Here is a 16,202-nt window from a genome sequence, read left to right as displayed (position 1 = left end):
TCGGGATAGTAACATGGTGAGCGATCCTGCTTTCAAATGGACGGCCTTCGCGGCCGTACTCCTGACGGCCGCGGCGGCCTTCGGCGCCGCCGTCTTCGTCGATGACGACGCTTCCGCCGATGTCGGATCGTTCCCCCGGTTCTATGTCAACGGAGAAGAGGTCCAGGACGGGGGTGCCGCCACCGTGGTCGTCGGCCAGCATGTGGGGATCACCGGCCTTTTCGGCAACAATAGCGGAAAGTTCGGCACGATATCGGTGGATGGCGCGTCCATCCCGTCCTTCCCCGACAGCGATGCCGTCCCCGGAGTGGAGCTCCTGTTCTCCCCTCAGCTCAACATGCTGAGCGGCGACGGCGCCCCGACGCAGACCGGCGCCTACGTCTTCCAGCTGGCCCTGGGGACCTACACTCTGCACGTCGTATCGGAGCTGGTGCCGACCAACAGCCCCAGCGCCGGGATAATCATCATGCCGGTCAAGGTGTGAGCATGGCATCGATGCACCTCGGCCGCGCGGCATGGGCGATCGCAGCCATCGCCATGCTCGTCTGCATCGCGGCCGTCTCCGATACCGACGGGGGCTCCGAGGCCGCCGAGGCGCACTCAGGCACCTGGGGGGACCTCGCATGGGCGCTGGACGCCGACGGAGCCCTGACGATCGCGGGGGAGGGTCCGATGCCGTCCATGCAGGCCGGCCAAAGCCCGGGGGCCAGCCACCCGACCTCTGCATGGCTGGCCTACTCCGACAGCATCAAGTCCGTGACCGTCTACGACGGCGTCACGTCCGTCGGCGGCCTCGCCTTCATACACTGCTCCTCCCTGGAATCGGTGGTCCTCTACCCCTCTGTCTCCTCGATCGGGGATTTCGCGTTCTACGACTGCCCCTCCCTGGAATCGGTGACCATCATGGGCCCGGCCTCCTCGATCGGCATGCTCGCATTCGGCTACTGCCCGGCTCTGTCGGTGACCGCGTATCCGGACACCTACGCCCTGTATTCCTGGCCATCCGGCACGGAGCTGATTCCCATCGTCCCGCCCGAGCTCGCCGTCACGTCCCTCGCGGCGGTCGTGGGGTCCTCGATCTCCGCCGTGATCTGCTCCGATGCCGGCTTCACGGTGGCGGTCTCCGGGTGCCCGTGGCTGACCGCCTCCGGGCGCACCGTGTCGGGCACTCCGACCGAGGCCGGGTCCTGGCAGGTCACCGTCCGCTTCCTCGCAGACGGCATCGATACCGGCATCAGCGATACCCTCTCCGTGACCGCCGTCTCCGCCCTGGCTCCGACCAACAGCCCCAGCACCGGGGTGCTGATCTTCCCGACGCAGGCATGATCATGCGTGCAGCAGCTCTGTTCGCCGTCCTGATCTCCGCCGCCGCCCTCCTGGCGGTCCCGTCGGCCGTCTCCGATGCTGACGCTCCGCAGCTGTCGGTCTCGCAGGACGGCTGGACGTTCGCGTTCGCGGCGGACGCCGCCGCAGCCTGGAATTTCGGCGACGGGAGCACCGCCGAGGGCTCGTCCGTGACCCACACCTACACCAGGTCGGGCCTCTGGAAGGTCTCTGCCGCCGCCGGCGGGGAGACCGCCTACGCCTATGCCCTCTGCGCGGATCCTGCGCCGATCGCCGAAACGTCCGCCTACTCGGTTTACCGGTACTGCCCCGGGATGGTGCGGTCCGTCTCCACGGACTGCCCCGGCCTGACCTGGCAGTCGGAATCCCGGGTCCTGACGGGCACTCCGACGGTCCCCGGAGATTACGATGTGGCCGTCACCGCCGCCGACGGGAGCTCGAGCTCCTTCACGCTCCGCGTCGGCCCCTCGGCCGTCAGCGCGGACCCCGACTTCGCGGTCAGCGCCGACGGCCTGCAGATCTCCGCGCGCGCCGCATCTGCCGGGACGGCAGGGCTCCGCTACATGTGGACTCTCGCCGATGCCGGAGGATCCGCCGTCGGCGTCGCCGGCAACACGAGCTCTCCCACGTGGACCGTCTCGGCCCCAGGCGAGTACACCGTCAGCTGCGTGCTCTCCGACTCCTCCGGGCACTCTGTCACCGTCTCCCGCAGCATCGCCGTCGAGGATCCGCAGCAGGATCCCGATGGCACAGGCAGCGATAACGGATGGATGACCGCTGCGGCGATCATCGCCGCGGCCGTGCTGGTGCTGATCATCATCGCGAGGTTCGTTTGAAATGTACAACAGGAAAGATTATGAGATGAAAGGGGCGGCGATGGCCCTGGCGATCGCCGTGGTCCTCTCCTCCGCAGGCGTCATCGCCCTCATGGACGATGACCGGCTCGCCGACGAATCGTCGGCATCATGGTCCTTCACCGGGTTCCACATCGATGTGCCGGGGTGGGTCCACGGGGCCGCTGAGTTCCTCGGCTACAGCCACGGGGAGCCGGACGTGCCGGCGGGCGACGATACCGCCGTCAAGGCCGCCATGCGGCTGACGGCGATGACATACACGGCCGCCGATACCGAGATATGGGCCGGGTCATCGGCCGTCCTGGTCGATAACAACGCGCAGACGCTCAAGTTCGTGACGTCTTACGCGGACCGCGCGGCGGAGATCGCCGCCGGGTCCGATTGGACGAGCGGCGCAAAATATGGCCCCGAAGCAGTCCTGGCGGACGCCGGCATCTTCCGGATGATCGGCAGCAGCCAGTACAACACCGACTACGGGCTCTACTACGGCATCTCCCAGATGGCCGACAGGGCCTCCGACCAGTGGGCCGGCAAGGAGGCGTACGGCGACATCCGGCAGGAGATCGTCTGGAACGGCGGGAGCACCGGGCTCACCCACGGCTCCGTCATGATCTACTTCACCTCCCTCGCCGACGCCTCCGTCGGGCACGCCCGCGTGTGGTACGGCGACGACGGCACCGGAGCATGGCATGAGCCCATCTGGGCCTTCGCCGACGGCTGCACCATGACCGCTGACGACGGGACCGTCTACAACCTCGTCAGGGGCGCCAACACGCCCTCGATGAAGGCCGGATGGTACACCCTCTCGACCGGCATCTACGCCGCAGCTTCCAGCCCTCTCCCGATGCCGAGCACTCCGCATCCGTCTCCGGCGGCGCGGCCATCGTGTCCGGCTCCGACTGCGGATACGCCTCGGTCGGATCCGATGGCGCCATCACCGTCAGGTGGAGCGACATGTCCTATCGGACGGAGTACATCCGCTACCACTACTCCGACGGCTCCCAGAACGCGTCGACGGACACCCTCGCCCAGGATGCGCTGGCCAACCTGCTGTCGAAGTACCATGCCCAGACCGCCGCCTATGCCGAGATCATCTCCTCCGCGTCCGCCGCCGGCCAGGTGATGTGGATGCTGTCGAGCGCCGCGCAGTCCAGCAACATCCTCCTGTCCCCGTCCAGCAACTCCACGAGGCTCTCCGGCATGGACATCGATGTCAACCAGTCCTACGCGGTCGCGGTCTCCGCGCTCTCGCAGACCTCCGATTGGTACTCCACCTACGGATCGCAGCTGACCGCGGCCGAGACCAGGATCTCCTCCGAGTCGCTCAAGCTCTACTGCTTCGGGGACGTCTACGATCAGAACGGGAACACGCTCTACAGCAATGTTGTGTTCACGCCGTACACCTACAACACGACGATCAACATCTACGGCGACGGCAAGCCCACGGCCTGGCCCATGGACGGCATCGTGATGGTGTGGACCGCCCCAGGCGACGTCACCGACATCGGCCAGTTCAACGCCTCCGAGCCCGCCAGCCACACGATCATCGTCATGCCCAAGGGCGCATCGATGGTCTGCAAGCAGATCATGTACGGCCATGCCCTCGTGAGCAGCGTCACGCTCCACGCGACGGAGATCCAGAAGAGCGCCGAGCTCGCATCCGTGTTCCTGGACGATGTGGAGCCCCCCAGGGTGCTCTCGGCCGAGACCCTGGTGATGATCATCGTCCTGGAGGCGGCTGCCATCATCGCCGTCATCGGGCTCTGGACCCGCCAGCCCGCGCTGATCATCATCGCGCTGGGCATCGCCGCCTGCGCGATCCTGTTCAAAAGCTCGATAGCCGGCTTCCTGCTCGGCAGGTTCGGGTGCTGACAGGTATGGACAGCATCCTGGAAACTGTCTGCGAGCACGGCCCGACCCTGGTGCAGGTCGCCCTCCTGGCGGCCTGCGCCTGGAACCTCTGGCAGCGGAACATAGGCAAGAGCCTGATCAGCCTGGCCGCCTGCGTGGCGACCTTCATCCTGGGGTGGCGACGGTGGACACGGTGGGGTTCGCGGTCGGGGCGGCCGTCATGGCCGCGGCGGTTTTCGCGGGGAGGAGCGTGCGCGGCAAGGTCCATGCCATTCTGCCGACCTGCGACCCGTGTTCGTCTTCACCTTGGCGGCCGAGGCGGCCGCCGTCTTCGCCGCCTTCCTGGGCACGTCCCTTCCGGATGCCGTCTGGTCCGCGGCGGCCGCCTGGGACATCGGGTACCTCCTGGGCTACCTGACCGCCCGCCCCGGCGACGTCATCTACGTCGACGTCCCGGACGGGGGCCTCACGGCCTCGGACATCGGGCCCCTGGTCGTCTACTGCAGGGACGGATGCCAGTACTGGATGCCCCAGACCCCCGGCGGGGTCGCCAAGTCCCTGCTGGGCGCGAGGTGCCCGCTCGACGCCCCGCTGGGGAGCGCCCGCAACGTCAGGCGCGTGACCGCCACCAACGGGCTCTACCCCCAGATGTCGATGTCCGTCGTCCCGGTGTCCTCGTACTCCGAGGAGGAGCGGGAGGTGACGCTCGCCTCGTGGGGCCGCAGGAAGATGAAGGACGCGAACGGCAACAGGGTGGAGACCGGCGAGCCGAAGCACAGGATCTCCTGCAGGGTGACGGCCAAGACCCTCCGCTTCTCGCAGGAGGTCGTCGACGACCCCGAGGCCTTCTGGACCAAGTCCGGGGTCTACCTCGAAGCGGTCGCCAGGGCGCAGGAGGCGTCCGAGAGGGCCACACGCCTGGAGGTGCAGATGCAGAGCGCCGTGTTCGACGCCGGGGCGCAGGTCGTCGCCGGGCTGATCTCCCTGCAGGAGGACGCGCCCGGGACGAGGGACGAGGTGCTCGGCGCGGTCAGGGCCGAGAGGGCCCGCTGCATGGCCGGGAAAGATGATGAGGAGGCGGGCCCCGATGCCGAGGATCAGCGACGACGGCGCCCTGGAGGCCGCCCTCTACGGCACCTCGCACATGAGGACCAAGCTCTCCGTCTCGGACTGCCGCCGGCTGGAGGCCGCCCTCTCTGAATCGATGGCCGCCGACCTCGCCGCCGCAGATGCGGCGGAGGCCGAGAGGATCCTCACGGAGGAGCCCGGCCTGGTCTACTCGGACGGCCCCCTCCCGGAGGGCCTTCCCGGTGAGACGGCGGAGGCCGCCGCGAGGCTCCGCTCCTACGCCCGCTCCCTGACCGCGCTCAGGCTGGTGCAGCAGTGGGAGCGCGGGATCGAGGCGCGCGGCCGCCTGGTCGGCCTGGCGGAGCATTCCGCGCGGACGTCCTGCTCCGAGGGCCCGGACCTCTACGATTCCGCGGTGTCCAGGTTCGGAGGCGGTGTGCGATGCTGGAAACCGCGAAGGACGGCGGAGGGAACCTCTACCTCAACGTGGTCGCCGGCATCAACGGCGACTGGGAGGAGCTCAGGCGCCACCTCGCCGAGATGGACACCAAGGCCGCCTACCTGCGGATCTTCGAGATGAGCCTGTCCCCCGCCTGCTCCCAGCCCCTCTGGGAGATCGAGGCGTACAAGAGACAGGCCGCTGCCTGGCCCCTGCCGGCCGACCCCTACGCGAGGCTGGACTTCGAGACCTTCCGCTCCTGGATGGCCATCTACGAGCAGGTCATGAGGGACCAGGGCCTGGTCGGCCGCCGTCCCCGGTCGATAGTCGGCCTCGACGACACGGAGGCGTCGGGATGACCGCCGTGCAGGAGCTGCTCGGGAGCCTCCTCCAGCCGGGGGAGACCATCGTCCTCGCCGGGCGCAGGGGGCACGGGAAGACGGCCACCGCCGTCTCGATGTGCCAGCGCGCCATGGGCGGAGAATACGGGCATCGCCGCGTCTACGTGATCACGAATGTGGTCTTCGGGCGCGCCAGGGAGTCCGGCCCTCCCGAGGAGGCGTACCCTCCGGGGGTGTTCCACGAGGACACCCTCGCCGGCACCATGCGCCGCATCGGTGAGATACTCGGACGCGCCGGGAGGTCCGGCGCGCTCATCATCTGGCTCCTGGACGAGGCCCAGAACTACATGCTGGCCGACCAGAACGGGTCGAAGGAGAACATGGCGCTGACCAAGTACCTGGGGAACGCCAGGAAGTTCGGGGTCTGCAACCTGTTCCTCACCCCGACGGTGAACAACCTCGCCCCCAGGGTCCGCTGCTTCCCCACCGGGGAGGCGAAGTCCGGGTACTGCTCGTGCCAGATGGTCAAGGACAAGACGGAGGCGGCGGCGATAGCCTGCGGCAGGGCCGACCCGCGCAGCGTGACCTTCGTCCGCACCTCCGCCGACGAGCCGTGGACCCCGGTGCTGATCTCCCCCTCCCCGTGGATCCGCGACGTCTACTCGCGGGACGCGGCTCCGGGGGACTACGGCTACGACACGATCTCCACCGCCACGTTCAGCGTTGGCGAGAACGCGCACGGGGTCCCGTTCAGCTTCGAGAGGTTCATCCGCGCCACCTCCGGGGGGCTCTCGCACGAGCTCCCCGAGAAGATCGCGGGGTTCTTCCGGGAGTGGGACGCCGAGGGCGCGGAGGACGGGAAGGCCGGGGACGCCGCTTCCGGGGACGCCCCGTCCGGGCCCTACTGCTACACCAAGGAGGACCTGGAGCTCGCCAAGGTCAAGGCCGTCAGGAACAGGCGGATGGCGGGCGACACCTGGCCGCAGATCGCCGCCGAGTGGGGCGAGCCGCCCACCACCCTGCAGTACCAGCTCAAGAAGTGGTCGCAGGCCCTCGGTCCGCCGGACGGGGAGCAGTCCGGAACCGCGGCCGACGGACGGACCGCAGCCTCGCGGGCACGCAACATATACAAAACCTATAAAGGGGGCCGCCGGGGGCCGCCGGCGTGCCCCCGTCCGTCGGAGGGGGAGGCATGAGGCTCCCCTGGAGGAGGCGGACGGGGGCCCGGCCCGTCCGGACTGCCGGGAAGAAGCGCCCGGCGGGCAGGAGGGAGTCGCCTCCCCCCGGATCCGCGGGCCCTCCCCGCGCCCCGCCCAAGGCGAGGGACTACGGCAAACCGCTTAAGATAGGGAAGGCGCCGGCCAAACGCCGCGCCGTGACCCCCCGGCGACGTCGTCGGGAGGGACGAGAGGAAGAGCAAGAGGAAGTGAGAACATGGGAATCTTCAAGAAGAGCGAGGAGAGCGAGGAGCTGAGGAAAGCGAGGCAGCAGGCGGAGATCGCCAAGCTGCAGGAGCAGGCCGCGAAGTCGGCGGCCAAGGCGCAGAGGATCAGGGCGCAGGCGGACATGCAGCAGGCCAGGGCCGAGCGCTACCGCACGGTGACCGAGGTCCGCAGGAAGAACGGAGGCGTCGGGGCGGCCGTGAGGTTCGCCTCCCTGCCCCCGCTCAAGGGGAAGGGCCCCGGCGGGAAGCCCGCCGCGGAGAAGGCCTCCCCGAAGGCGGGGAGAACGGGCGCCGGGAGGCGCAGGAAGTGAGGCGCCGATGGCCAGGGCCCTTCTGGCCGCGGCCGTCGCCGCCGCGGCCGCCTTCGCCGTGTGCATGTCGCTGGGGTACCTGGCGTACTGGACGGAGGAGCTCCTCGATGCCCTCCGTTAAGCAGATCGCCGTCCCGGCCGTCATGGCGGCGGGCGCGTTCTACTGCGCGGCGGCCCTGGTCAGGCTGGCCATGCATCTGATGGGGCGGTTCCGATGGCCGGGCGGCTGATCAGGGCCCTGCTTATCTGCAGCGGGTGCATATTCCTGGCCCTCTCCGTCCTGACGCTGGCCGGGGCGCTGCTGATCCACCTGAACGGCGGGGTGGTGCGACGGGGGCGATGCTGGCCCTGGCGGCCAGGGCCCTGCCGGCCCTCTTCGCGGCCGTCATCATCGCGGCGGTCGCATGGGAGACCGTGCACCTGCTGGAGTGGTGCGCCGAGCTCTGCGGGAGGTACGCCGACGGGAGCCTCGCCGGGTACCTGCGGATGCACGCCTACACCTACATGAGCTACGTGTTCGGCGAGGAGCCGTTCGGATGGACGGCGGAACGATGACTATGGGATGATGAGATGACAGGCAAGATCGGGAAAATACCGACGGACAGCACCGGGCACGTCCCGGAGAAGGCGCTGATCAAGCGCTACAGCGACTTCTACCGCGAGAAGCAGCGGGAGTACGACCTCGACCGCATGCGGTCGGGGATCATGGGGAAGAGGAAGCCCGCCGTGGACCTGGCGAAGCTCGACTACTCCAGGACTTCGGACAGGGTGATACCGCTGAGGTGCACCCCGGAGCAGGTGGCGGCGTGGTATGCCGATCCGAGCAGCTGCGACGTCGAGGACATCGACTGCGCCGGGGCCCCGAAGACCAACGTCCCGAAGGGGATGACGGAGGCCCAGAAGCGCGACCAGGGGAAGATCAGGGTCATAGCCACCCCGCTGGAGGAGCAGATGTTCCGCCGCGAGCTGGTGATGGGCTTCTCCCCGGCGGACGTGTCGAGGATCGCCGAGTCCAGGCCCACCGTCCAGATCGGCTACGCCCCCGCGCACGCCACCGGGGCATACTGCCCCGGCCGGAACCGCGTCAGTATCGACCGGAGGAACGGGATGAACCAGGGCACGGTGGTGCACGAGCTCTCCCACGAGCTGCGCGCCACGGACCCGTCCAGGAGGAGCCCGGTCGTCCGCGCGAACCCCTCCGCGTCGATAGAGGAGAGCTGCACGGTGGCCGAGCAGCAGGCCAGGTCGGACGGCGTGGACTACAACGGCTACTACGCCATGGTCCCCGTCTTCGACGAGAGGACCAGGCGCTGGAGGCGCCCCACCAGGGGCGAGGCCATGAGGATGGCCGAGGAGGACCACGCCCTCTTCACCGAAGGCCGCCGCAGGGGCCTGAAGGACGGCGAGGCGGTAAGGTCCGTCGAGGACCACTGGGAGGACAGCCACATCGCGAGGCTCCGCTGCCGCGGGCACAAGATGGCGATCAACGAGATGGCCGACACCGTCGGAGGGGTCGAGAGGGTCTCCAGGGCGAAGCCCAGGACCGAGGCCGAAAGGAAGGAGCAGGCCGTCGTCCCTGTCACGAACGCCACCGCAGGAAGGCCGGGCGTGGCCATGGCCAACGTCTCGGCGAAGCGCGGCCCGCTGATATCAAGGGCGGGCACAGGGGCCATCAAGGGCCGCACCGGAGGCCGCAAAAGCCGAACGGAAGTCAGAAGGTACCTCGTGATGATAGATGAATCCGGGACGCCGAGCTACAGCGGCAGTCAGAAAGAGTTCACATTGACGGCATCGATCAATTCGAATCCTGACGCTTGGTCAGAATCGTTGACAGTGAGCCGAAGGGCACGCGTTATACGAATAAACCTGCAACAGCGAATGAGCTGAAGTTCAGCACTTCCTCCGACACGATCCGCAAAGAAACCTTGGAGAAGATTGCCGCCACCAATCCATCTGTGTATGCAGTCCATATCAGCAGATCGGAGATGGAGGGCTCGAAACCCAGGTCCATCTACCAAAAGGCGACTTCTGAGCTTATGAATGACGTGATGAAGGACGAGAAACTCAGAAATGGAAGCGCTGGATCCGATATTATGATCGACAGAAGCGAATACCTGCCTCAGCCGGCTGCCAGAATCATAGCTGACCGCGCTGCATATGATGCGAGGATCCCGAAGCCTCTGACCGTTGAAACGGTTTCGTCGATAGATGACAAGAGGCTTCAGGCCCATGACTTTGTCGCAGGGGCCGTGGGAGACAAGTACAACGGTAACGGAATGTTCTTCGGAACGATTTCGGGGATAACGCGCATCAGAACAGTGCATCTGAAGAAGTGAGAGGTGCGCATTCCACTCGGGGTAGACAGCTGTCGGCCTTGTCCGAGATTTACGAAGTACGCAGTTCAACGATTCATTATACGGTACTTAATAGTAACTCCGGATGCGTGCCCGTTGTTCTTCTCTTCAAACCAGGCCATTCCCAAATATCTCCTCTTATCATCTGCCGCAATCCGGCTAGAGCGGCATTGTGTGAGCTCCGACCGAAGACGAGTCATAGCTATCCTCGGGCTCCGGAGGATCGTCCGAGAGGATCCCCTCGATCTCCACGAGTTTCTTCGCGACCTCGCGGCCCCGGGCAGTAAGCTCCACATAAGTGGTGTTGTTTTCGAACCTTCTCTGATCTAATATCACAAGGCCTTTGTCTGCAAGTTCGGAGAGCTTCTTTGCCAGATTCGCGTTTTTGCGGGAGGCAGGAATAGATATCGGTCTTTTTGCTACGACCGTTTTTGTACAGATAAATCAGCATTGAGATTTTATGAGCCTCTTCGAGGCTAGAAATCTCAAGGCTGATTTTTGTCATTGAAAAATGAAAGAAGCTACACAATTTCAATGCGATTAATGATTTTGATATTTGCAATCCACAAAAACCATAAATACCCACAACTGATTATTCGATTTGCAAATACCAAAAGGTGCTGAAATGACAAAAATAATCACGACCGCAAAAATCAGCATAGGCAATAGGATTGCACTGACGCAGGAGACCTGCGAACTCCTAAAAGTGAAACAGGGGGACAAGGTCCTGATCAAGCAGAGCGACAGCGGCGAAATCGTCATCTCCCCGGCGCAGGTGGCCTGACCGTGACCGGCAGGCATCTTTCCCATAGGGAGGCCGGCGCATGACCGCGCGCTGGTCCGTCAGGTGCCCCAGATGCGGGCAGGAGGTCAAGTCCTGGACGGCATCCCTCGCGGAGGCGCCGTCGTCAATACTGATTTTGCGGTCTTGGAGGGCACCGTGATATGCAGCGGATGCCAGGAGGCCCTGGTCATCAGGACCTGGTACTGCCCGTGCGAGGAGGGACCGTGCGTCACCCTCGCGAGCGAGGACCGCGGGCCCTGGGCCGGGCCGCGGGATCATGACGGAGATGATGATGATGACTGATGATGATAGGATCTGCGGGACCTGCGCGCTCCGGCTGTCGTTCGGCCGCTGCTGGATCGGGGAGAGGCCATCCAGCCGCAGATGCCGCGACTGCAGGAGGGATGCGGATGCCGACGTTCCCGGAGAGGAGGAGCTGCCGCGCTGGCTTACCGACCGGGAGGCCCCGATAGAGGTGCCGGACGCTGAGCCGTGCCCGTTTTGCGGCGGGTTTGCCGAGCTCAGCGCGCTGGATGATGAGGGCTGGGAGTACTGCGACTGGTCCGTCAGGGACGCTCTGTCGATGGATCCGACTCTGGATGAGGGCGCTCCGACAGATGCCGACATGGAGCGCATGAGGCGCATCGCATACGGCCATGCAGACGGCTGGATGATCAGATGCCGCGACTGCGGAGCGCAGATCATGCGGCGCGGGCACAGCACGTGGCGGGATGCGCTGGATGCCTGGCAGGAGAGATCGCATGACAAGGGGGCGGCAGAATGACGTCCGAGGGGGTCTGCATGAACTGCGGGAAATACAGCAAAAACCTCTCAGATGCCGCTGCGCACAGCGGAGACGTTTTCTCCGTCTGCTGGGAGTGCGCAGCAAGGTTCAGGGGAAAGGAGCTCGACTACTACCTCGCACGGAAGGAGGCGCGCATATGAAGTACGAGATGTGGGCCGACGGAGCTCTCACCCGCGCGTTCTCCTCCGTCGACGACGGCCATGCCATCGTCAGAGGGTACGGCCTCGCATCGGGCGAGGAGGTCGTGCTGTACGCTGTTGTGGACTCTGTGCGCGTCCGCACAGCAGTCTACAGGAGGGGGAGGGAGGGATACGGGTACATCCCGGAGATCCCCGGCATCGGGAGCATGCCCCCGGAGACGCTGGAGGTCATAAACCGCTGCTCGGACCTCAGACGGCGCCTTATCGATGAGATGGTCGGGCAGGGAAACATCATCGAGAGCGTATTCTTGGACGACGCGCACGGCCGCAAGGCCACTCAGAAAGTCCTGTACAAGGGGAAGATCTTCACATTCACGGTGGCGTGCGGATGCCGCCAGTTCGCGGCGGCGGACCCGAAGGACGTGCACCGGCTTGGAATCCCCCAGGACCTCACGAGGGCGGTACCGTGACCGTGCCGAACGTGATCAGATGCGATCACTGCGGATGGCCAGGCCGCAAGGATCATGTGTGGGGATGGTACATCTCATCAGACAGGACCATATGCCCCCTGTGCGTCACGATCCTGCAGGGGAAACCGAAAATCTACCACATGTACCCGGAGGCCAGACCGTGAAGCTGACCGTCCTCCACGTCAGAGAGAGGAAAGAGCACTGCAGCCTGGTGAGCGTCGAGACCGTCGACGACGACCATCTTGCCGAGGCCATCGGGGCCGACTATGCCGAGCTTTATCATCGTCGCGTCGGGAAAGAGCGCAAAGAGTATGTGATTATCTGCGACGAAATCGGACGGATCCGCGAGAGAGCCCCGACGGCCATCGTTCGCACGGCCGAGATGCCTGTGGTATCGTTCGTCGGAGACATCCTCGTCTGTAAAGATTCCGGAGACGACCTCGCCTCGATCACTGCTGAGGATGCGGCCTACTTGCTAACAAGCATGATAGTGTGCACGTACAAAGGAGCGCAGATCGCCTGCCTGGAGGTGGACAGATGAGCCTGAAAATCCGCGTTATGGGCACGGAAGCGGAGTGCGCGGAATTTGCCGCCATGATCAGAAAGTCCGTCCCTCCGGAGTGCATCCGGACCATCTCGAGATTCTACCCCAACCGCCGCGCCGGAGAGTACAGCAGCGAGGGGAGGATATACCTCGAATTCGAGCATACCGGAACAGCCGAAGCCGGCCGCGGCAGGGCCGTCCCCGCGGTGCGGGAGGGGCGCATATGACCGGCAGATGGGAGCCCTGCCCCGGATGGGAGGACGGGCAATGATCCGCCAAAAGACCGGCCATTGGCTGAGCTGGAGGCCGAAGGATGAGCAGCTCGTCCGCTTCGGCCATGAGATGGCCGCGCGCGCATGGGAGTGGGGGGACGACGGCGCGCACGAGCTGGACAGGCTGCTCGACAGCTGCCGCGTGCACCACATCAAGATCCGCAATGATTGGTACGATATGCTCCTAACCGGGAAGAAAACATGCGAGATCAGACGCGATGACCGCGGGTACGAAATCGGAGATAAGGTCTGCCTCCATGAGGTGATCCCGACCGCCGGCGGGGACGAGGCCACCGGCCGCATGCTCACCCGCAGGATCTCACTGGTCATCAAGACCGAGGGGATCGCGGAGGGTTACTGCCTCCTCTGCTTCGCTCCGGAGGGACCAGAGTGACCGACTATCGGCCCCACCTCTGCACCGGCGGGGAAAAATCCTGCGAAGGATGCGCCTACCTCACCAGGTGCCTGACAGAGGATGGCGACGGCAAGAAGGGGATATCCATGGCCAGCTTCTGTTTGCTCTGGGATTTCGCCATAAGCGACCCCAAGACCTGCGCCAGATGCGATGACTGGACCACAGACGGTCTGGGCATCGAGAAGGGGGTGGCGGCATGACTGCCGCAGCATCCGGCACGGGAGGCGCTATCGCCGCCATCCGGGAGGCCCGCCGTCAGGTGCTCGCCGCGTGCGCCGAGCTCCCGCCCAAGCAATCCGCCAGGCTGATGGAGATCGCGCAGGAGCTCGGCAGGATCGCGGAGAAGGTCCAGGATGAGGACATGTGGGAGCACATCGAGAGGCTGTGCACATGATCCTCTGCACGGCGGGCACCGATACTACCGCCCTGGACGGAGGGAGGGCTCTGCCCGGAGGCGAGAGAATGAGGACAGGGCCCGGGAAGCACGGTCGGACCGGCGTGACTGCATTCAGTATAAATATCTCCGAATGCAGTATCGATTTCAGGGAGAAGATGACGGCTCCGGGAGGAGCCGGACCCTTGAGGCGGGTCAGACCCGATCATCCCTTACGGGATGTCGATGACGATCACGGCCTCATCGGTCATGATCGTCAACCGGAGCACGCTGCAGCGGCGCTCGATGATGATCCCGAAGATCTTCTCACCTCCTGCCGGAACGGCTCCTGGTGCACCGAGAGTGAAGGTCCTGGTGCACCAGAACTTCCCGTCTCCCGGCGTCTCCTCAAAGCGGTGTTCCCGAAATAAACATATCGGGATTCCGCATCATCGGTTCAACTCACATCCCCGAAGGGGATGTGAGAAAGAATGAGGAGAAGCAGTTTCAATTTTTAGAGTTCTCAGACCTAAAACACTGCTTCTTCTCACCCTCTTCTGACTTTTTGACCTTGTATAAGCAGAATTCGAGACCGTGTGAGACGTTCATAAACGTATGGTCCTCGACTTTCGACATAAGCCAATCATAGATTTCTGGATCTAAAGTAGCATCAATACGCACTCTTTTACGGACCATGTGCGTAAAATTCACACGGATACCTTTAAATTTACGTGTGGAAATATGTGAAATATTCGGGAAATTCCCGATAGGTCTGAGAAACCATGAAAGAAATAACACAATCAGCGCAAGCTATGATGGAAAGCGCCTCGAAAGAGTTCTGCATCCTGGACCCGTCCGGATCGAGGATGCCCCTCTGCCGCATCACGGCAGAATGGTCGGCGGCCGCCGGAGATACCGTCCTGCAGGAACTGCAGGACATCCTCTGGGATGCGGAATGCAGGATCAGGGCCGCTCTCAGCGGAGAGGATTGAAGGCCGGGGAGGCGGCCGCATGACAGCGAACATCTTCGTGCTGGACACTGAGACCACCGGTCTCGGGGCGCCGCCGAAGGCGATGCCGTCGTGGAGATCGGCATCGCCAGGGTCGACCTCGACCGCAACCGGGTGTATCCGGAGATGGGCAGGATCGTGATGCAGCAGCTCACTCCCGGGCAGAGGCGCTCGTGGGTCTTCGAGCACACGGACCTGGATCCGGACGAGGTCGAGCGCAGCCCATGGAGCGTAAGGGACGTAAGGGCTGAGCTTGCCGGATATGAGGGCAAGGTATTCACCGGTTACAACATCGACTTCGACTTCGGCCGCTTCCTCAGGTCGGGACCGTGGGATTTCAGGCCGAGGATGGCCCCCTGCATCATGATCGAATGCGCTGACAGATTCAACGGAGGCTGCTGGATGAAGGCGCAGGATGCATACGATATGCTGTGCCCCGGAAATCCTGCCGGGGTGCCCGGCGGGATGGAAGAGCACCGGGCCCTGTCGGACGCGGTCCTGGAAGGATACATCCTCCTAGGGCTGTGCGGCAGGGACCCGGACATCAGGGGCAGATACGTCAGAGCGGCGGAGGGGTCGGAATGCTGAGCTCCAAGCACTATGCGATCCTGCGCCGCGCGGAGTCGAAGGGGGTCATGAGGGCCTCGGACAACAGATCTGTCAGAGAGCTTGCCGGATGCAGCGTGTCCGGGACCCGGGCCTACTGCGTGCAGCTGCAGCGCATGGGCCTCCTCCGCTACAGCACGGTGAAGACAGTGTCGGCCGGCGGGAGGACCTTGATCAAAGAGGAGTGGAGGATCACCCCCAAAGGGTCCGGCATGCTGAGGGAGGCCGGGCAGTGAGATGCCGCGCCATAGACCTCGGCGAACCGGTGCTGGCCGACGGGGAGGTCTGTTTCGCCTTCTACCAGTACACCGGAGACGGCCTCTTCCACCCATACACCTATGCCGAGCTCGACCCGAAGATCTTCGGGGAGAGGGGAAATAGGTCAGGGACTTCCTGGACAGATGGAACGGGACCAGATGGCCGCTGCCGGGGCCGCTCAGGCCCTATGACGTGCTGTCGCCGGACAGCGGATACGAGCCGATGAAGTTCGACCTCGAGACAGGGAACTACCGCGAGAGGTACGTCAACGCGGCCGTCCGGATCATGCACTACATCGAGGACCATTTCCTCCTCGTCGGCAAGTACGATACGGAGGCGATCGCCGATTTCGTGATCAGCACGTACTGCCCGGAGGTCTTCGACTACATGCCGCGCCTGATCATCAGGGGCGCGTCCACGCCGGCAAGAGCAAGCTCCTGACCTTCCTGGCGCAGACCTGCTACCACGGCTTCGCGGACGCCGACGTCACAGGGCCGGCCCTCTTCAGGCTCATCGAGC

At 64.7% G+C, this 16,202-nt stretch carries 30 protein-coding genes; 29 read left to right on the top strand and 1 reads right to left on the bottom strand.

Going from position 1 to position 16,202, the window contains the following annotated elements; translation table 11 throughout:
- Window positions 1-13: 13 nt before the first annotated feature.
- From AUQ37_RS07505 to AUQ37_RS07450, 13 genes are all read left to right on the top strand, one after another.
- A complete protein-coding gene (locus tag AUQ37_RS07505; RefSeq protein ID WP_058748066.1) occupies window positions 14-484 on the top strand; it encodes a hypothetical protein in 471 nt (156 codons plus the stop codon).
- A gap of 2 nt (window positions 485-486) precedes the next feature.
- Window positions 487-1,326, top strand: coding sequence for a leucine-rich repeat domain-containing protein (locus AUQ37_RS07500; protein WP_058748065.1), 840 nt, complete (start codon window positions 487-489; stop codon window positions 1,324-1,326).
- A gap of 2 nt (window positions 1,327-1,328) precedes the next feature.
- Window positions 1,329-2,180 (top strand): PKD domain-containing protein, encoded by an 852-nt coding sequence (locus AUQ37_RS07495; protein WP_157844361.1) that lies wholly within the window; start codon window positions 1,329-1,331, stop codon window positions 2,178-2,180.
- 1 nt (window position 2,181) lies between these two features.
- Window positions 2,182-3,321 (top strand): hypothetical protein, encoded by a 1,140-nt coding sequence (locus AUQ37_RS07490; RefSeq protein ID WP_058748063.1) that lies wholly within the window; start codon window positions 2,182-2,184, stop codon window positions 3,319-3,321.
- 1,019 nt (window positions 3,322-4,340) lie between these two features.
- The gene (locus tag AUQ37_RS07480) at window positions 4,341-5,249 is read left to right on the top strand and encodes a hypothetical protein (protein ID WP_058748061.1); all 909 of its coding nucleotides are present in this window, start codon (window positions 4,341-4,343) and stop codon (window positions 5,247-5,249) included.
- The gene (locus AUQ37_RS10125) at window positions 5,137-5,697 is read left to right on the top strand and encodes a hypothetical protein (RefSeq protein WP_157844360.1); all 561 of its coding nucleotides are present in this window, start codon (window positions 5,137-5,139) and stop codon (window positions 5,695-5,697) included. The genes AUQ37_RS07480 and AUQ37_RS10125 overlap by 113 nt, the downstream gene beginning before the upstream one ends.
- Window positions 5,658-5,915, top strand: a complete 258-nt coding sequence (locus AUQ37_RS10265) for a hypothetical protein (protein ID WP_162262209.1) — start codon at window positions 5,658-5,660, stop codon at window positions 5,913-5,915. Before AUQ37_RS10125 ends, AUQ37_RS10265 begins: the two co-directional genes overlap by 40 nt.
- A complete protein-coding gene (locus AUQ37_RS07470; protein WP_058748059.1) occupies window positions 5,912-7,093 on the top strand; it encodes an ATP-binding protein in 1,182 nt (393 codons plus the stop codon). The genes AUQ37_RS10265 and AUQ37_RS07470 overlap by 4 nt, the downstream gene beginning before the upstream one ends.
- 238 nt (window positions 7,094-7,331) lie before the next feature.
- Entirely contained in the window at window positions 7,332-7,652 is a 321-nt protein-coding gene (locus tag AUQ37_RS07465; protein ID WP_058748058.1) for a hypothetical protein, read from the top strand.
- A gap of 107 nt (window positions 7,653-7,759) precedes the next feature.
- Complete coding sequence (locus AUQ37_RS13090) at window positions 7,760-7,882, top strand: hypothetical protein (protein WP_255354905.1); 123 nt, start codon at window positions 7,760-7,762, stop codon at window positions 7,880-7,882.
- Between the two features lie 109 nt (window positions 7,883-7,991).
- A complete protein-coding gene (locus AUQ37_RS07460) occupies window positions 7,992-8,207 on the top strand; it encodes a hypothetical protein (protein ID WP_058748057.1) in 216 nt (71 codons plus the stop codon).
- 15 nt (window positions 8,208-8,222) lie between these two features.
- On the top strand, window positions 8,223-9,539 hold the full coding sequence (locus AUQ37_RS07455; protein WP_058748056.1) for a hypothetical protein: 1,317 nt from the start codon (window positions 8,223-8,225) through the stop codon (window positions 9,537-9,539).
- Between the two features lie 38 nt (window positions 9,540-9,577).
- Window positions 9,578-9,988, top strand: a complete 411-nt coding sequence (locus tag AUQ37_RS07450) for a hypothetical protein (RefSeq protein WP_157844359.1) — start codon at window positions 9,578-9,580, stop codon at window positions 9,986-9,988.
- Between the two features lie 177 nt (window positions 9,989-10,165).
- On the opposite strand, the gene AUQ37_RS10120 is transcribed toward AUQ37_RS07450, so the two are convergent.
- The gene (locus AUQ37_RS10120; RefSeq protein WP_157844358.1) at window positions 10,166-10,342 is read right to left on the bottom strand and encodes a hypothetical protein; all 177 of its coding nucleotides are present in this window, start codon (window positions 10,340-10,342) and stop codon (window positions 10,166-10,168) included.
- A 289-nt stretch (window positions 10,343-10,631) separates the two neighbouring features.
- Here AUQ37_RS10120 and AUQ37_RS10115 point away from each other — a divergent pair, with 289 nt between their 5' ends.
- The 16 genes from AUQ37_RS10115 to AUQ37_RS07385 all read left to right on the top strand — a co-directional run bounded on the left by AUQ37_RS10115 (window position 10,632) and on the right by AUQ37_RS07385 (window position 16,124).
- Window positions 10,632-10,790, top strand: a complete 159-nt coding sequence (locus AUQ37_RS10115; protein ID WP_157844357.1) for a hypothetical protein — start codon at window positions 10,632-10,634, stop codon at window positions 10,788-10,790.
- A gap of 156 nt (window positions 10,791-10,946) precedes the next feature.
- Entirely contained in the window at window positions 10,947-11,093 is a 147-nt protein-coding gene (locus AUQ37_RS10110; RefSeq protein ID WP_157844356.1) for a hypothetical protein, read from the top strand.
- The gene (locus tag AUQ37_RS07445; RefSeq protein ID WP_058748054.1) at window positions 11,068-11,574 is read left to right on the top strand and encodes a Lar family restriction alleviation protein; all 507 of its coding nucleotides are present in this window, start codon (window positions 11,068-11,070) and stop codon (window positions 11,572-11,574) included. Before AUQ37_RS10110 ends, AUQ37_RS07445 begins: the two co-directional genes overlap by 26 nt.
- Window positions 11,571-11,735 carry a hypothetical protein gene (locus tag AUQ37_RS10105; RefSeq protein ID WP_157844354.1) on the top strand — a complete coding sequence of 55 codons (165 nt, stop codon included), beginning with the start codon at window positions 11,571-11,573 and terminating at the stop codon, window positions 11,733-11,735. The genes AUQ37_RS07445 and AUQ37_RS10105 overlap by 4 nt, the downstream gene beginning before the upstream one ends.
- Window positions 11,732-12,205 (top strand): hypothetical protein, encoded by a 474-nt coding sequence (locus AUQ37_RS07440; protein ID WP_058748053.1) that lies wholly within the window; start codon window positions 11,732-11,734, stop codon window positions 12,203-12,205. The genes AUQ37_RS10105 and AUQ37_RS07440 overlap by 4 nt, the downstream gene beginning before the upstream one ends.
- Before the next feature lie 2 nt (window positions 12,206-12,207).
- Window positions 12,208-12,369: a hypothetical protein gene (locus tag AUQ37_RS10100; protein WP_157844353.1), complete on the top strand. Its 162-nt coding sequence runs from the start codon at window positions 12,208-12,210 to the stop codon at window positions 12,367-12,369.
- Entirely contained in the window at window positions 12,366-12,746 is a 381-nt protein-coding gene (locus tag AUQ37_RS07435) for a hypothetical protein (protein ID WP_058748052.1), read from the top strand. Before AUQ37_RS10100 ends, AUQ37_RS07435 begins: the two co-directional genes overlap by 4 nt.
- The gene (locus AUQ37_RS07430; protein ID WP_157844352.1) at window positions 12,743-12,976 is read left to right on the top strand and encodes a hypothetical protein; all 234 of its coding nucleotides are present in this window, start codon (window positions 12,743-12,745) and stop codon (window positions 12,974-12,976) included. Before AUQ37_RS07435 ends, AUQ37_RS07430 begins: the two co-directional genes overlap by 4 nt.
- Window positions 12,977-13,016: 40 nt before the next feature.
- A complete protein-coding gene (locus tag AUQ37_RS07425; protein WP_058748050.1) occupies window positions 13,017-13,415 on the top strand; it encodes a DUF3850 domain-containing protein in 399 nt (132 codons plus the stop codon).
- Complete coding sequence (locus tag AUQ37_RS07420; protein ID WP_058748049.1) at window positions 13,412-13,636, top strand: hypothetical protein; 225 nt, start codon at window positions 13,412-13,414, stop codon at window positions 13,634-13,636. The genes AUQ37_RS07425 and AUQ37_RS07420 overlap by 4 nt, the downstream gene beginning before the upstream one ends.
- Window positions 13,633-13,830, top strand: a complete 198-nt coding sequence (locus AUQ37_RS07415) for a hypothetical protein (protein ID WP_058748048.1) — start codon at window positions 13,633-13,635, stop codon at window positions 13,828-13,830. The genes AUQ37_RS07420 and AUQ37_RS07415 overlap by 4 nt, the downstream gene beginning before the upstream one ends.
- A 791-nt stretch (window positions 13,831-14,621) precedes the next feature.
- Entirely contained in the window at window positions 14,622-14,801 is a 180-nt protein-coding gene (locus AUQ37_RS07400) for a hypothetical protein (RefSeq protein ID WP_058748045.1), read from the top strand.
- 90 nt (window positions 14,802-14,891) lie between these two features.
- Window positions 14,892-15,407, top strand: coding sequence for a hypothetical protein (locus tag AUQ37_RS07395; RefSeq protein WP_058748044.1), 516 nt, complete (start codon window positions 14,892-14,894; stop codon window positions 15,405-15,407).
- Window positions 15,401-15,661: a hypothetical protein gene (locus tag AUQ37_RS07390; protein WP_058748043.1), complete on the top strand. Its 261-nt coding sequence runs from the start codon at window positions 15,401-15,403 to the stop codon at window positions 15,659-15,661. The genes AUQ37_RS07395 and AUQ37_RS07390 overlap by 7 nt, the downstream gene beginning before the upstream one ends.
- Window positions 15,658-15,909, top strand: a complete 252-nt coding sequence (locus tag AUQ37_RS10095) for a hypothetical protein (protein WP_157844351.1) — start codon at window positions 15,658-15,660, stop codon at window positions 15,907-15,909. Before AUQ37_RS07390 ends, AUQ37_RS10095 begins: the two co-directional genes overlap by 4 nt.
- Window positions 15,906-16,124: a hypothetical protein gene (locus AUQ37_RS07385; RefSeq protein WP_157844350.1), complete on the top strand. Its 219-nt coding sequence runs from the start codon at window positions 15,906-15,908 to the stop codon at window positions 16,122-16,124. Before AUQ37_RS10095 ends, AUQ37_RS07385 begins: the two co-directional genes overlap by 4 nt.
- The last annotated feature ends 78 nt before the right edge of the window (window positions 16,125-16,202 follow it).

Source organism: Candidatus Methanomethylophilus sp. 1R26, from assembly GCF_001481295.1.
GTDB lineage: Archaea > Thermoplasmatota > Thermoplasmata > Methanomassiliicoccales > Methanomethylophilaceae > Methanomethylophilus.
This window is presented reverse-complemented; position numbering and strand designations above follow the sequence as displayed.

What these genes read in the sequence shown, in the direction of transcription:
- AUQ37_RS07505 (WP_058748066.1), top strand. Translation starts at nt 14, where the DNA reads ATGGTGAGCGATCCTGCTTTCAAATGGACGGCCTTCGCGGCCGTACTC.
- AUQ37_RS07500 (WP_058748065.1), top strand. Translation starts at nt 487, where the DNA reads ATGGCATCGATGCACCTCGGCCGCGCGGCATGGGCGATCGCAGCCATC.
- AUQ37_RS07495 (WP_157844361.1), top strand. Translation starts at nt 1,329, where the DNA reads ATGCGTGCAGCAGCTCTGTTCGCCGTCCTGATCTCCGCCGCCGCCCTC.
- AUQ37_RS07490 (WP_058748063.1), top strand. Translation starts at nt 2,182, where the DNA reads ATGTACAACAGGAAAGATTATGAGATGAAAGGGGCGGCGATGGCCCTG.
- AUQ37_RS10125 (WP_157844360.1), top strand. Translation starts at nt 5,137, where the DNA reads ATGCCGAGGATCAGCGACGACGGCGCCCTGGAGGCCGCCCTCTACGGC.
- AUQ37_RS10265 (WP_162262209.1), top strand. Translation starts at nt 5,658, where the DNA reads ATGGACACCAAGGCCGCCTACCTGCGGATCTTCGAGATGAGCCTGTCC.
- AUQ37_RS07470 (WP_058748059.1), top strand. Translation starts at nt 5,912, where the DNA reads ATGACCGCCGTGCAGGAGCTGCTCGGGAGCCTCCTCCAGCCGGGGGAG.
- AUQ37_RS07465 (WP_058748058.1), top strand. Translation starts at nt 7,332, where the DNA reads ATGGGAATCTTCAAGAAGAGCGAGGAGAGCGAGGAGCTGAGGAAAGCG.
- AUQ37_RS13090 (WP_255354905.1), top strand. Translation starts at nt 7,760, where the DNA reads ATGCCCTCCGTTAAGCAGATCGCCGTCCCGGCCGTCATGGCGGCGGGC.
- AUQ37_RS07460 (WP_058748057.1), top strand. Translation starts at nt 7,992, where the DNA reads ATGCTGGCCCTGGCGGCCAGGGCCCTGCCGGCCCTCTTCGCGGCCGTC.
- AUQ37_RS07455 (WP_058748056.1), top strand. Translation starts at nt 8,223, where the DNA reads ATGACAGGCAAGATCGGGAAAATACCGACGGACAGCACCGGGCACGTC.
- AUQ37_RS10115 (WP_157844357.1), top strand. Translation starts at nt 10,632, where the DNA reads ATGACAAAAATAATCACGACCGCAAAAATCAGCATAGGCAATAGGATT.
- AUQ37_RS07445 (WP_058748054.1), top strand. Translation starts at nt 11,068, where the DNA reads ATGACGGAGATGATGATGATGACTGATGATGATAGGATCTGCGGGACC.
- AUQ37_RS10105 (WP_157844354.1), top strand. Translation starts at nt 11,571, where the DNA reads ATGACGTCCGAGGGGGTCTGCATGAACTGCGGGAAATACAGCAAAAAC.
- AUQ37_RS07440 (WP_058748053.1), top strand. Translation starts at nt 11,732, where the DNA reads ATGAAGTACGAGATGTGGGCCGACGGAGCTCTCACCCGCGCGTTCTCC.
- AUQ37_RS07430 (WP_157844352.1), top strand. Translation starts at nt 12,743, where the DNA reads ATGAGCCTGAAAATCCGCGTTATGGGCACGGAAGCGGAGTGCGCGGAA.
- AUQ37_RS07425 (WP_058748050.1), top strand. Translation starts at nt 13,017, where the DNA reads ATGATCCGCCAAAAGACCGGCCATTGGCTGAGCTGGAGGCCGAAGGAT.
- AUQ37_RS07415 (WP_058748048.1), top strand. Translation starts at nt 13,633, where the DNA reads ATGACTGCCGCAGCATCCGGCACGGGAGGCGCTATCGCCGCCATCCGG.
- AUQ37_RS07400 (WP_058748045.1), top strand. Translation starts at nt 14,622, where the DNA reads ATGATGGAAAGCGCCTCGAAAGAGTTCTGCATCCTGGACCCGTCCGGA.
- AUQ37_RS07390 (WP_058748043.1), top strand. Translation starts at nt 15,401, where the DNA reads ATGCTGAGCTCCAAGCACTATGCGATCCTGCGCCGCGCGGAGTCGAAG.
- AUQ37_RS07385 (WP_157844350.1), top strand. Translation starts at nt 15,906, where the DNA reads ATGAAGTTCGACCTCGAGACAGGGAACTACCGCGAGAGGTACGTCAAC.